Genomic DNA, 13,921 nt, shown 5'->3' with positions numbered 1-13,921 from the left:
TGGGTTAGAATAGATTACAAAGAGTGAATTAAACAGTAAGAAGGGATGGCAATCATTTGCCAAGCTAAACAAGTGTTTTAGTAACTTTTAAAAATTAAATTTGTAAAATACTCTCGATAGTCTTCCATGTTAGGAAGATTTTAAATTAATAAGGGGGATTAGAGTGAGAAGTAATAACTTACTTATATTTATACTATCGTTGGGTGTTTTCGGCATTTTAAACACTGAAATGGGGGTTATTGGGATATTACCTGACATTGCAACGCAATATGATGTTAGTGTATCTCAAGCAGGGTTGTTGGTGAGTCTATTTGCATTAGCTGTTGCATTAGCTGGACCAACGATGCCGTTATTATTCTCGGGAATAGATCGAAAGAAAGTGATGTTACTTGTTCTTAGTATTTTCTTAGTAGGGAATATTGTTTCAATATTTACAAGTAGTTTTAACGTTCTATTGATAGCTCGTATAATTCCAGCATTTTTTCATCCCATCTATTGTTCTTTAGCTTTTACAGTAGCTGCTGCTTCAGTAAGTAAAGATGAAGCTACAAAAGCTGTCTCTAAAGTATTTATTGGGGTATCTGCAGGGATGGTTGTAGGTGTACCAATCGTAAGTTTTATTGCAAGTGCAGCTAATTTGCAATTAGCTATGGCGTTCTTTGCTTTTGTTAATACAATTGTATTCATTGCTACATTACTCTTTGTACCAATGATGCCTGTAAAGGAAAGACTTTCTTACGGAAGGCAATTAAGCGTTTTAAAAAAATCGATTACTTTGCTTTCAATCGTGGGGGTTATTTTATTAAATTCAGCGGTTTTTGGAGTATATAGTTATTTTGCTGAGTATTTAAAAACAGTTACGAATATGTCACCGAAACTTATAAGTTTAATATTTTTCATGTTTGGTAGTGCTAATATTATAGGTAACGTAGTAGCAGGGAAATTACTTACGAAAAATGCGAGTAAAACTGTGGTCATCTATCCATTTATACTAGGGATCGTTTATATCATTTTATTCTTAACAGGTGGTTTTACCGTACCTGTTTTGTTTATTACATTAGCATGGGGGATTTTAGCTGGTATTGGTGGGAATATCAATCAATATTGGATTACATCATCAGCACCCGAGGCCCCAGATTTTGCTAACGGTTTATTTTTGTCTGCTTGTAACATAGGTACAACAATCGGTGCAGCTGTAGGTGGGACATTTATAACTGAGTTAGGTACACGATATGTCATATTAGTGGGAATTTTATCATTGATACTAGGTTTGGTAAGCATTCTATTTAGAAATTATTTATCTAATTCAACTAAACAACTCTCCATCTAAGGGAGACTAACCTTTTTAAAGGGCAATAAATTGAATAACGATAAGGAGGAGCTATATGTTACATGAAAAAAGAATTGCACTTGTAACTGGTGGAAATCGAGGAATTGGATATGAGTTAGTCAAACAATTGGCTTTGGATGGTTTTAAAGTGATTTTAACAAGTCGTGATCCTGAAAATGGACAATTAATAACCCAGAAATTTAATGAGTTCAATCTAGACGTTTCCTTTATAGAGATGGATGTAAACAATCAAGAAAGTATCAACAATGCTGCCACTATAGTTAACCAGAAGTATGGAAGATTAGATATATTGATTAATAATGCTGGCGTGATTTTTCATGAAGATAAAGACTTATTAAAGATGAAACCTACAATTCTAGAGAAAACGATGACAACCAACTTTTTCGGGGCGTACCATGTGATTCATACTTTTATTCCTATTATGGAGAAAGAAGGTTATGGAAGAATTATTAATATCTCTTCAGAATATGGAGCGATGAGTGAAATGGCATATCCAGAAGTAGGAGCTTATAAGCTATCCAAACTTGCTCTGAATGGATTGACAAGATTGTTAGCTGCAGAAATCAAAGGAGATATCAAAATAAATGCCGTCGATCCAGGGTGGGTAAGTACGGACATGGGGGGACCATCTGCCCCAAGAACTCCTGAACAAGCTGCTAAGTCTATTATTAGGTTAGCGACAATTGGAAATGAAGGACCCAATGGAGAATTTTTTAGAGATGGACAAAGAATTGATTGGTAATTATTTATCTTAGTAAATGCAACATATTGAAAAAGAATTCTAAATACGGAGTAATGCACTTTTTTTAAAATGAAGATTTTAAAAGGTTAATATATTGTTGGTAAACCAAATAAACAATTACTGAAAACAAAAAAAGTCCACCTAATTTAAGGTGGACGATTTTTTAATGTTGTTGTTGTTTTGTTTCAAAGTGAAGTGGTGGTGGAACTAACCAGCCTTTTGTTTTCATGATTTGTAGTAGTGCCGCACCATCTTTCGCTTTTTTTGCTCCGAAACTAGCAAACATCGTACCAATATCTTCGCGAATTGATTGGCTCATTAATGTAGCATCAGTTGTAACTCCAGCTGCTATTCCAGCAGCAACCATGTAAGCGATTTGAGCATCTTGAAATCTAGCTCCAGCTGGAATTTGTTCCAAATCTGCTTCTGGTCGTTCTGATGGAGTTGGTGGCACCGCAATATCATTATGTAGAAGTACTTCTTCAATTTCTTTAATTGCAGGCTTCATTGAACTTTCAATTACTTGTTTTAAAAATGCTTTTAACTCTTCATCACCAGTATGGTTAATATAAACTTGATAAGTATCTACACCCGCTTTAGTAGCTGATAGGTGAGTCCATAGACCGTAAACTTCTCCATAATGTAAAGGTTCATTTTGTGGATTTCCACTTAATACTCCCATTATTAATTTACTTCCCTTCTCAAATAAATTCATACTAATCTCCTTATAAAGAGGTAGGTACAAAAATTATTATTAAACCATTTGAGTATTTTATACTATTTATTTAAATGAGCTAATAGGCGTTTACTTAGGAAGCTATACATTGAATGTTTTTTATTTAAACAGCTAAATGGATAGATTTAGTTTCACTTTTTTATTTAGATATATACAAAATATATGTTTAAATTCTACATTCATTTGAAATCGAATAGTGTTTATAAGATAATGTTTTTTTTTTTAATGAGGTGGTATCCTTTGGTTCGAGAAGCCCTTCCAATGAAGGAAATGCTTGAGATCATTCAAAACGGATTAACTAAAACTAATTCACCAAAGCGAGTAACTATAATTGGCGGAGGTATATCTGGTTTAGTTAGTGCATCACTTTTGAAAGATGCAGGGCACCAAGTTACGATTATTGAGGCAAATCGCAGGATTGGGGGAAGGGTTTATACAAAAAGAGAACCATTTCTTGATAACCAGTATACTGAACTTGGTGCTATGCGTATCCCTTCATTCCACCATTTAACATTTGCATATATAAATAAATTTAATTTAAAAGTAAATCAATTTATTAATAGTACGCCAAATGATTTAATTTACGTAAATAATATATTAACAAATGTAAAAAATTACGAAATGAATCCAGATATATTAAACTATCCTGTCACTCCAAATGAAAAAGGAAAAACTGCTATAGAATTACTCACATACGCCATTGGTCCTTTAGTAGAATTTATCCATCAAGATCCAATAAGGAACTGGGAAATTGTAATTGATAAGTTTGATCAATATTCTATGGAAAATTTTTTAAGATTTAATCCTTTTGGGAAATCACTATCTTCTGGGGCAATTGATATGATCCATACAATGATCGGGATTGAAGGTTTTCCTGAACTTTCATTTACAGCGATACTAAGAGAAGTACTTGTACTTTTAACACCCAACCTAACATTATATGAAATTACAGGCGGAACTGACTTCCTTGTAAGATCATTTTTACCCCAGTTAAAGGAAAATATAATGCTTAACGAAAGAGTAAAGTAAACTTATACAAGAAGACAAAAAGGTAATCATTTATTCAGAAAATGAAGTACTTAATCGTCAGAGTCAACTTGAGTGTGATTATATTATTTCAACAATCCCTTATTCTTTATTAAACTTTGTAGAAATTCTTCCTTTTGAGTCTATTTCATATAAAAAATGGAAGGTAATAAGAGAACTACATTACGCGGATTCAACAAAGATTGCTATACAGTTTAGAACGAGGTTTTGGGAAAAGTTTGGTATATTTGGCGGGAAAATAGTAACTGATTTACCAATCAAGGCTTCCTATTTCCCTAGTCATGATTTTGGAAAAGAAACAGGGGTAATTTTAGCCAGTTACACTTGGGGGGACGATGCTGCAATCTGGGATAATATGAACAATAATACACGTATTGATAAAGCATTAGCTAATCTTTCAACCATTTTTGGTGATGTGGTTTATAAAGAATTTTTAGTAGGATATTCGCATAGCTGGACGCAATTTTCATTTTCCGGTGGTGCTTTTGTTATGTATAAACCGAATCAACAAAAAGAGCTCGGTCCCTATATTAGTTCTCCAGAAGGAAGGATTCATTTTGAAGGGGCTCACTCATCATCATTTCCTGGATGGATACAAGGAGGAATTGAAGCAGGAGTCCGCACTGCTAATGAAATTAATAATTTATAAGTAATGTAACCTAACCCAACGATTTGTTGGGTTTTTCTGTTTTAGTAAGATAGGTTTTGTGAGTAAGTAAAAAAGCAGAAAACCGAAATGAAGTAACTCATAAAGAGTAAATGCTAAGGAAAAAAGCAAGATCCTTAAATTAACTCATAAAAGGTTCATGAGTATAAACAAAGCAAGAATCTGAATTTAGTATGCTCAAAAGGTAAAGCAGTATTAAATCGCGATGAAACAAGATTACTTAATGAGCTTTTAAATCCAAAAAAAACAACATTAATTAATGTTGGAAAAGGAAAAAATCAATTTTGCATAAGTGCTGGAAATACGAAAATTGACATGAAAATTGTTGTGCCCAAAAATAAAAAGCCATATGTAGACGTTCATATAAAGGTAAAAGGATTTATTGAGGAATCTAAAAAGTCATTACATCAAGATAGAGAATTGAAAGAGTATGAGAAAAAAGCATCAATAATTATGAGCTCAAGAACAAAAAAATTTCTAGAACGTCTACAGGAATTAAATGTTGATCCACTTGGACTTGGGTTAAACTATCAAGCAAAATACGGAGTGACTAAAAAAGAAATACATAAGTGGGAAGAAATTTATCCGAAACTTGAATTTCGAGTAAAATCAGTAGTGAAACTAAAGGGAACTGGTACTATGTATTAAATTCGATTTAATGTCAATTAAATAATTATAAAATTTTATTTTTTCTAATAAATATAACGATGAAAGCGCTATCTTAATAAAAATGTTTAAATTCCCTTATTGACAATCTGTTTACTAGGTTTTATGATTCAGTTAAAGAAATTACATAATTCAAACTTATCGAGAGTGACCGAGGGATCAGGCCCTATGACGTCCGGCAACCTCCTTATTTAGGAACGGTGCCACTTCCTGCAGAATGAAATCATTCTGAAAGATAAGTCGAAAACAATTGTTTCCGATGCCTCTTTCTGAATGAAAGGGGCTTTTTGTATTCTTATTTATTTACATTGGAGGTTGACATAACCCGTAGTATCTCGATTTTGAGACGAATTTCATAAAACTAAACCCAACTTAACCAATGAGAAAACTAGACAATTTTTATGATAAAGGAGAGAATAGAAATGAAATATGGTTTTTGGTTACCGATTTTTGGAGGATGGTTACGTAATGTGGATGACGAAAGCATGCCTCCAACATTTGAATATGCTAAAGAGGTCATTCAATCAGCTGAAAGATGGGGATATTCGACTACTTTAATTGCTGAATTATATTTAAACGATATTAAAGGTCCAGAGCATGATTCACTTGAAGCTTGGTCAACAGCAGCGGCACTTGCTGCAGTAACGGAAAAAATCGAAATTATGACCGCGATTCGTCCAGGTTTTCATAATCCTGCAGTAACAGCAAAAATGGCTGCTAATATCGATCAAATCAGTAACGGCCGTTTTACGCTAAACGTCGTTTCTGCATGGTGGGCAGAAGAAGCTCGTCAATATGGCGGTATTTTTACAGAACATGATGAACGCTATGCTCGTACAGAGGAGTTTATTGATGTCCTAAAAGGCTTATGGACAGAAGAAACGTTCAATTATTCAGGAAAATTTTACAACTTAAAAGATACGAAACTTGCTCCAAAACCTGTACAAAGACCAAATCCGATTCTTTATGCAGGTGGTGAAAGTGAAAAAGGTAAGCAAACAATTGTTGAAAAATGTGACGCATATGTGATGCACGGTGGAACAGTTGAAGAAATTAATCAGAAAATAACAGATATGAAAGTACGCCGTGAACAAACTGGCAATGCACCTTTAAGTTCTTTCGGTATGGCTGCTTATGTTATTTGTAGAGATACAGAAGAAGAGGCTTTCGCTGAGTTAGAAAAAATTACGACAGTAAAAGATTCTAGCGGTTATGCTGGTTTTAAAGACTTCACGACAAAATCACAATTAGAGCAACAAATACAATTACAAGATTACTCAGTTTCAAATCGTGGTCTTAGACCAAATTTAGTAGGGACACCAGAGCAAATTGCAGACCGAATTTTACAATATGAAGAAGCTGGCTTAGACTTATTATTATTACAATTTTCACCTCAACTAGAGGAAATGGAACGATTTTCAAAGCAGGTTATGCCATTAGTAGAACAAAAACGTAGTTTAATAAAAAGCTAGAAGGGGGATATAAAAATGAGTAAGGTATATGTAATACATGAAAACAGCGAGTGGACAATCCATTTAACAAGAAGATTAGAGGAGCTTGGAGTTCCTTATGAGGAATGGCATTTAGATGAAGGTACGGTAGATTTATCAACAGAACCACCAGAAGGGATCTTTTATAGCCGAATGAGTGCTTCTTCTCATACACGTGATCATCGTTTTGCAGCAGAATTTACTGGGCAAGTATTAGCTTGGCTTGAAGCACATGGTCGTACAGTATTAAATGGAACGAATGCTTTGAAGTTAGAAGTTAGTAAGGTTTTACAATATTTAGAGTTAAACAAATATGGTGTTAAAACGCCAAAAACGATTGCAGCTGTTGGTAAAGAAAACATTCTTAAAGCAGCTAGTAGCTTTGAAGGACAGTCATTTATTACGAAGCATAATCGTGCTGGTAAAGGGCTAGGTGTCCAGTTATTCCAGAGTGTTGATGCTTTAAAAGCTTATGTCGAAGGACCGACTTTTGAAGAACCAGTCGATGGTATTACGCTTATTCAAGAATACATCCAATCACCTGAAAGCTACATCACTCGTTGTGAATTTGTAGGAGGAAACTTTGTTTATGCAGTTAAAGTTGATACATCCGAAGGCTTTGAACTCTGCCCAGCTGATGTGTGCCAAATTGGTGATTTATTCTGCCCAGTAGGTGAGGAAGTGGAAGAGAAGCCTAAGTTCCAAATCATTGAAGGCTTTGAGGACGAAATTTTAGATAAATATAAAGAGGTTCTAGCTAAAAATAATGTTCAAGTTGCCGGAATCGAATTTATCAGAAATGCTGAAGGTACAATTTTTACTTACGATATTAATACAAATACGAACTATAACTCAGATGCAGAAGAAAAAGCTGGAAAATTCGGAATGCTCGAATTAGCTGCATTTTTAAAGAAGACTTTGGAAGAAAAATACACTACAACAGCAACGTCTTAAGAAGAACTATTTAGAATAACCTTAATAAGCTCAAACCTAAACATAACAAAGGTTTGGGCTTTTTTTGTGGTCAGTTTGTTAAACTTTTTCTGGAACTAAGAGTATTAGGCAAATATTTGATAGGAATATGCTAACGTTTAAAAATAATATATTGATAATATTAGATTGTAAGTTGTTATTAAGGCTAAAAAAGGTCAAATGAATTCTTACCACTTGATTTTTAAAATATGCTTTTAAGATTCAAAAGGGGGATACAAATGAAAAAGACTTTTTATTCAATGGGACATGGACAAACATTATTTAATAAAAGAAGGAAGATTCAAGGGTGGTGTGATTCACCTCTAACAGAATTAGGAATTAAACAGGCAGAGGCTGCTGCAAAGTACTTTAAAGAACAAAATATTATTTTCGACCATGCCTATTGTTCCACATCTGAAAGAGCAAGTGATACGCTGGAGATCGTGACGGAATTGCCGTATACAAGATTAAAAGGATTAAAAGAATGGAATTTCGGAACGTTCGAAGGTGAAAGTGAAGATTTAAATCCACCGTTACCATATGGCGACTTTTTTGTTAAGTTTGGCGGAGAAGACCAAATAGAACTGCAACAAAGAATTGCTACTACATGTCAAAAATTAATGGAAGAAGATAATGAAGTGGTATTAGCTGTTTCTCATGGAGCAGCATTGAGAAATTTTATGAGGTATTGGGAACATAAAAGCACTATTACACAACAAGATCGAATTGGAAATTGTTCCATCTTGAAATTTGAGTATGAGAATAGAGAATTTAAATTAGTAGAGATTATCAATCATAATTTTAGTGATGTAGTCCAAGTATAGTTATTTTAGATTAATAGATTACATATTTCTGAAAGTGAGGATATAAAAATGGAATACACAAAACTTGGGAATACAGGATTAGAAATATCTAGACTTTGCCTTGGTTGTATGGGATTTGGAGATGCAAAACGATGGATCCATCCATGGGTAATCGATGAGGAGAGTAGCCGTACAATCATTAAAAAAGCACTAGACTTAGGTATCAATTTTTTTGATACGGCCAATGTCTACTCAGATGGAACTAGTGAAGAATTTGTTGGTAGAGCTTTAAAAGAATATGCCAATCGAGATGAAATTGTACTTGCTACGAAGGTATATTTCCCTATGCACAAAGGTCCTAACGGCTCAGGACTTTCTCGAAAGCATATTATGAGCGAAATTGATAAAAGTCTTAAACGCCTCGGAACAGATTATGTGGATTTATACCAAATCCATCGTTGGGATTATAACACTCCGATCGAAGAAACAATGGAGGCACTTCATGATTTAGTGAAGGCTGGTAAGGTAAGATATATCGGTGCTTCCGCTATGTATGCTTGGCAGTTTTTGAAGGCTTTACATGTTGCAGAGAAAAATGGATGGACCAAATTTGTCTCAATGCAAAACCATCTAAACCTCATATACCGTGAAGAGGAAAGGGAGATGCTGCCTCTTTGTAAAGAAGAAAAAATCGGCGTAATTCCATATAGTCCACTTGCGTCAGGAAGACTGACACGTGATTGGTCAAATACGACACTTCGATCAGAAACTGATGAAACTCAGAAATCTAAATACGGTGCTACTGAAAATACGGATCGACTTGTAGTGGAGCGTGTTGCAGAGATTGCTGAAAAACATGGAGTAACAAAATCAAACATTGCTCTTGCCTGGTTACTGCAGAAAGAACCAGTTAGTGCGCCTATTATTGGTGCTACTAAAATTTCACATCTTGAAGATTCGGTTGGGGCATTGTCGGTTAAGTTAACGGCTAAAGAAGTTGCGTATTTGGAAGAGCCTTATGTTCCACATCCGGTAGTTGGTGCTTTAGGTTCTAATTGATGTTAATTTAATATTTTGAGTTCCATCCCCTATTTTCCTTAAGTGTGAAAAAGGGGGGGGGTTAATGTTAAATTAGTGATTCCTAGCTTATAAAAGTTAGGAGTATACATTTTTCTGGTTTTGTAAATTTCTTGCTATAAGTTGTTCATATATCGTTCATATTGCTTTACTAAATTTTACTTGTAGAACAATTCATAACTCAAATGTTCAAACTGTTACTTTTGACGTTTCCGACTTTTTAATGAAAATGCTTTTGTAAGAGCGCTACTCTCAAAACTATTGAAGTAGAAAATACTAACATGTTTTTTGTATCACAGTGATATATGTTGCAATATGCCGAAAAATCCTTCATATTTGTTTAAAAGGAGGAGGTCCGTTATGCGAAGTGATATACAACCGAATGAACGAGCTTTTTCTTCCAAGGAAGTAGCAGAAGAACTGGGGATTGCAACACCTACTGTTCGAAAGTATGGCCAAATCTTAGAGCGCAATGGATATGAGTTCTTGAAAGATGGCGATCGACGTATATTTGTTCAATCTGATATTAGAGTGCTTATAGCGCTACGCGATTCAGAAAAGCCTCTGGAAGATACTGCAAAAGACCTCGTATTTCAACAAAAAGAAAGATTAGAAGGTTTCGATGAAACACAAATTGCAATATCTGATACATATGAAAATTTACCACATGACCCAAATCAATTAAAAGAGTTTTTAAGGTTTTTAGTCGGTGAACTCGCAGCTGCACGGGAAATGAATGTTCAACTGAAAAATGATATGACAGAACTTAAAACGGCAGTTTCCAGGCTTCAACAAGATCATCATGATATAAGTGCAAATATTGGAAATTCATCGAAAAAAACTTATATCAAAATTGAAAAATTAGCCGAACAACAAAAAATCCAATACGAGACATTACTGGAACAAGAAAAACAAAAAATTGATTTTTTTCAAGAAGAAATACAAAACATGCGAGAAGAACAGAGAATAGAATGGCGCTCACAAGATGATTTTAATAAACGTATAGAAGTTGTGATACAAAAGCCTAAAGACAAATGGGGATGGCTTTTCTCTTTATTTAGAAAATAAATGACCTATTAATATCTTTTTATGCTAATCTTGTAAAAATTTGATTAAAACTTTTGAAAATGAATACTTTATTAATTACTTTAAGTCGATACTTGCGTAAGGATGTATCGGCTTTTTGTTTCGTTTCATTGATTGTTACAAATAAAAATAATTCATAAATCGTTTTAATAGTAAAGTACACGATACAAAAAATTCTCTAAACGATACAGCAGAAGTTCCATTGAAACAAAAAAAGTAAAATATAACTAAACCAGTGTATCACTACACCGTATCAGATCGTTATTGGATTTTTTCATCTAAGCCACCAGTAGAATGAAAAATCAACTGATATAAGTTTGTTTCAGTTTAAAATAATACTTTTGAATAGTAGATTTTAGTTTATATCAAATTTTTACAAATTCCCGGGAAATATCTACAAATTTCTCGAATGAAATAAATTCTGAGTATGACACTATGTACGTAATGACTAGTAGAGATCTATTAGTAAAACCTCAATTATAACAATGAAATAAACTTCTTTTCCAACGAAGTTTACTTATTGTTGGACCTTTTTCAATAGTAATTACAATATATTGCATTACACTAAAAAGCTTCCCAAATAGTACAGAGGGCTTTTGAATCAATTATCTTAAAACTAAATTCAAAAGCAACAAGTATAAAAGCAAAGTTGGAGAGAATTTTGCTTTGAAAATCCAAGATTTTTATCGCTTATACACCTTAGTTTTAACTAGATATTATATACAAATTGGAGAAAATACTCGTGCTAATGCTTTGATAGATGAGATGGATTGTTGGCAGGAACTTTCGCCTCATGATCAAAATATGCTTTACCACATAAAGGGGAAATTTTATCTCGATTATCAAGGTGAATATAAACTTGCGATTTCTTATTTAAAGAAAATAAATGTTACATACTATAATAATCCTGAATATTATTATGATTTAGCCGTTGCCTACATGTGTATGAATTCCCATGTACTTGCTTACCATTTCGCTAGTAAAGCATTACACTTTTTTAGAAGGGAGAACTGCTTTAATCGAATACTTGAAACTGAAATGTTAATGTTAATTCAAGTTGAACAAGAAGAAATTTTTGACACAAAAGATTCTGGTTACCCAAGCCTAATTGAAATGGCTGATAACTTAGGATTAAAAGATAAAAAAGCGAAATTACTACATAATTATGCTTATCAACATTTCCGCAATGGGTACTATGAAAAAGCATTTGAATATTACAGTCAGTCCTTAGATTAACGTGATAATTCACACCCTCATTATCTAGTCACATTAGAAGGTTATTTAAATGTCGCTACCAAGTTAGGTCTAAAATCTGAAAAAAACTTAATAAAAATAGCAAAAAAAGGCCAAACATTAGCCAAAAAAACAAATGATATTATGTATTTGCACTATTTTCAACTACATCTATTTAAGATTCAACATTTAATAGAAGAATACTATCATTATTTAGAGACAGTAGCATATCCGTACTATAAGGAGATGGGGTATGGTCTTGCAACGGAGAATTATGAAATTAAATTGTTTGATTATTATATAGAAAGAGGAGAGGTTGAACGCGCTAATCGATTCACACTCTCAATTGTTGAGCGTTATCGAAAAAATAGTGAGCTTGTTTAAAGTGAATATGATATTTAAGGCCTTGTATTGATATAAGGCTTTTTATACTTTGAATAAGAAATTTAAATGAAAGACTCTGTTAAAAAATGTTAGTTTTTGAACTGAAAAAAAGGCTGTCTAATTGGACAACCTTTAGGAAGCCTTATTGAACAAACGTATGTTGAACAAGAAGTGAATTATTACTATTTTAATTTATTTTTCAATCATGAAAACAATTATCTTTTAGGTTTGCGAAACACCGTAAATATTTATCAATTAAAACAAATAGATCTTTTTCTTGAATCACTTCATCCGGTGAAGGTAATTACTTTCCTTTCTAATTTTTAATTTTCTTTTCAACTATCGGTCTTCTAATAAGGATAAGGTTTCCTTCTCATTCCGACATTATTAATTTGAACGTCAACACTCACAGTAACTTTTGCTTTTTTAAATGTAACATTCCAATTCCCCTCATATTTTTTATATATTTTTGGATTAACCATGTATAATTTTTCACCAAATCCAAATGCATCTCCACCGAGTTTTTTTACTTCAGAAATCCCTGTTTCTATTGATTGTTTTACAACATTTTCAGCTGTCTTTTCATATTTATTGAGAGTTTTTGCTTTATCAAAATTGGCATTACATAGTACCTCGTCAATATGGCCAATTGAATTAATTTTTATATTTATTATTGGAATATTATTCTTCATTTTAATTTCCGTCTTTGATTTTACCCGAGAAAGCTCCATCGAATCATAATCTTTTTTATTACATGGTATTTCTACATTCATTTCGTTGATCAGATTATCAATAATTTGTATTGATTTTGCCGGTGGCCCATCTAACCAACCAACTAATTTTCCGTCTCTAAATATCCCTGTGCCATTTATCATATCATAACTAGAATTGACTTTATTAGCATTTTCAAGTGTTTGTGATGCTTCACTTTCATTTTTTAAGCTCACGCCATTTATTACTGGTTCCCTTCCACTACTAGAAATTGCAGAAATTGCCTCACGCATTAATGTTTCTTGATTTTCACCTAAAAGGGCTGATGTATTTTTAATTTTACCTACAATTGATTTAGCAGATATTTTATCAAGTGCTGCTATGTTATTCATTATTTCATCTACGCTTTTATTTCTTGCAATAATAACTGGAATATTTACACGAATTTTAGAATCTCTTTCAAATACATCGAAAATATAATTCAATGATTTTTCTTTTGCTAATGTTTCTCCTATTATGACAAGAGCAACATGAGAATAAATATTTTGTCGAGATCCTTTCTTAGATACATTTCGTACAGCTTCTGTAATAGTTTTACCTTTTTCATCTAACGCAATTACTGGAACACCTTGAGAACCTGACTGTGTTGCAGTTGCTATTGCACTAGGATTAAAAATTTGAGTGATTACATGATATTTTTTTTCTTTTGGTAAGTAATCAACCCCCATCGCAACCACAATCGATACTTGATTTAATTCTTTATAGTTAGAACAACCACCTAAAAGCATACTTACAATAAGAAATGAAATAAAATATTTCTTTTTCACATTTTTTCTCCAATATCTTATCTTTTTTATATTTATAAAATTTAAAAAGCAATATTCCTCAAGTAGTTCTGTTTCATATTATTTTTTTCCATTTTTTTCAATTCAATGTACCATTTTCAAAATTCCGAA

14 protein-coding genes and 1 riboswitch are annotated in these 13,921 nt (G+C 32.9%); of the genes, 12 read left to right on the top strand and 2 right to left on the bottom strand.

The annotated features are described in order from the left end of the window. Positions 1-157 precede the first annotated feature (157 nt). Both COI44_RS08815 and COI44_RS08810 read left to right on the top strand, forming a co-directional pair. Complete coding sequence (locus tag COI44_RS08815) at positions 158-1,330, top strand: MFS transporter (RefSeq protein ID WP_286163862.1); 1,173 nt, start codon at positions 158-160, stop codon at positions 1,328-1,330. A gap of 55 nt (positions 1,331-1,385) precedes the next feature. Beyond that, complete coding sequence (locus tag COI44_RS08810; RefSeq protein WP_098427603.1) at positions 1,386-2,093, top strand: SDR family oxidoreductase; 708 nt, start codon at positions 1,386-1,388, stop codon at positions 2,091-2,093. A 163-nt stretch (positions 2,094-2,256) separates the two neighbouring features. Here the strand turns inward: COI44_RS08810 and COI44_RS08805 are convergent, their stop codons facing one another. Further along, positions 2,257-2,775 (bottom strand): DUF3231 family protein, encoded by a 519-nt coding sequence (locus tag COI44_RS08805; protein ID WP_179887083.1) that lies wholly within the window; start codon positions 2,773-2,775, stop codon positions 2,257-2,259. Between the two features lie 294 nt (positions 2,776-3,069). On the opposite strand from COI44_RS08805, the gene COI44_RS24830 reads away from it, so the two are divergent. The 10 genes from COI44_RS24830 to COI44_RS23870 all read left to right on the top strand — a co-directional run bounded on the left by COI44_RS24830 (position 3,070) and on the right by COI44_RS23870 (position 12,254). Then, positions 3,070-3,858 (top strand): flavin monoamine oxidase family protein, encoded by a 789-nt coding sequence (locus COI44_RS24830; protein ID WP_353616009.1) that lies wholly within the window; start codon positions 3,070-3,072, stop codon positions 3,856-3,858. A 4-nt stretch (positions 3,859-3,862) separates the two neighbouring features. Beyond that, positions 3,863-4,525 carry a flavin monoamine oxidase family protein gene (locus COI44_RS24825; protein ID WP_353616014.1) on the top strand — a complete coding sequence of 221 codons (663 nt, stop codon included), beginning with the start codon at positions 3,863-3,865 and terminating at the stop codon, positions 4,523-4,525. A gap of 180 nt (positions 4,526-4,705) precedes the next feature. Next, the gene (locus COI44_RS08795; RefSeq protein WP_098427601.1) at positions 4,706-5,191 is read left to right on the top strand and encodes a Ger(x)C family spore germination C-terminal domain-containing protein; all 486 of its coding nucleotides are present in this window, start codon (positions 4,706-4,708) and stop codon (positions 5,189-5,191) included. Between the two features lie 153 nt (positions 5,192-5,344). Continuing rightward, positions 5,345-5,451: riboswitch (SAM riboswitch) on the top strand. A gap of 180 nt (positions 5,452-5,631) precedes the next feature. Continuing rightward, positions 5,632-6,681 (top strand): LLM class flavin-dependent oxidoreductase, encoded by a 1,050-nt coding sequence (locus tag COI44_RS08790; RefSeq protein ID WP_098427600.1) that lies wholly within the window; start codon positions 5,632-5,634, stop codon positions 6,679-6,681. 15 nt (positions 6,682-6,696) lie between these two features. Beyond that, complete coding sequence (locus COI44_RS08785) at positions 6,697-7,653, top strand: ATP-grasp domain-containing protein (protein ID WP_098427599.1); 957 nt, start codon at positions 6,697-6,699, stop codon at positions 7,651-7,653. A gap of 257 nt (positions 7,654-7,910) precedes the next feature. Then, positions 7,911-8,495: a histidine phosphatase family protein gene (locus tag COI44_RS08780; RefSeq protein WP_098427598.1), complete on the top strand. Its 585-nt coding sequence runs from the start codon at positions 7,911-7,913 to the stop codon at positions 8,493-8,495. Between the two features lie 48 nt (positions 8,496-8,543). After that, the gene (locus tag COI44_RS08775; protein ID WP_098427597.1) at positions 8,544-9,533 is read left to right on the top strand and encodes an aldo/keto reductase; all 990 of its coding nucleotides are present in this window, start codon (positions 8,544-8,546) and stop codon (positions 9,531-9,533) included. Positions 9,534-9,911: 378 nt separating this feature from the next. Continuing rightward, entirely contained in the window at positions 9,912-10,619 is a 708-nt protein-coding gene (locus tag COI44_RS08770; protein ID WP_098427596.1) for a hypothetical protein, read from the top strand. A gap of 684 nt (positions 10,620-11,303) precedes the next feature. Next, positions 11,304-11,873, top strand: a complete 570-nt coding sequence (locus COI44_RS08765) for a hypothetical protein (RefSeq protein ID WP_098427595.1) — start codon at positions 11,304-11,306, stop codon at positions 11,871-11,873. Between the two features lie 147 nt (positions 11,874-12,020). Further along, entirely contained in the window at positions 12,021-12,254 is a 234-nt protein-coding gene (locus tag COI44_RS23870) for a hypothetical protein (RefSeq protein ID WP_142329244.1), read from the top strand. Positions 12,255-12,604: 350 nt separating this feature from the next. On the opposite strand, the gene COI44_RS08760 is transcribed toward COI44_RS23870, so the two are convergent. Continuing rightward, positions 12,605-13,792 carry a Ger(x)C family spore germination protein gene (locus tag COI44_RS08760; protein ID WP_098427594.1) on the bottom strand — a complete coding sequence of 396 codons (1,188 nt, stop codon included), beginning with the start codon at positions 13,790-13,792 and terminating at the stop codon, positions 12,605-12,607. Between the last annotated feature and the right edge of the window lie 129 nt (positions 13,793-13,921).

It is taken from the genome of Bacillus sp. AFS088145 (genome assembly GCF_002564465.1).
In the GTDB taxonomy this organism is placed as follows: domain Bacteria; phylum Bacillota; class Bacilli; order Bacillales; family Bacillaceae_G; genus Gottfriedia.
This window is presented reverse-complemented; position numbering and strand designations above follow the sequence as displayed.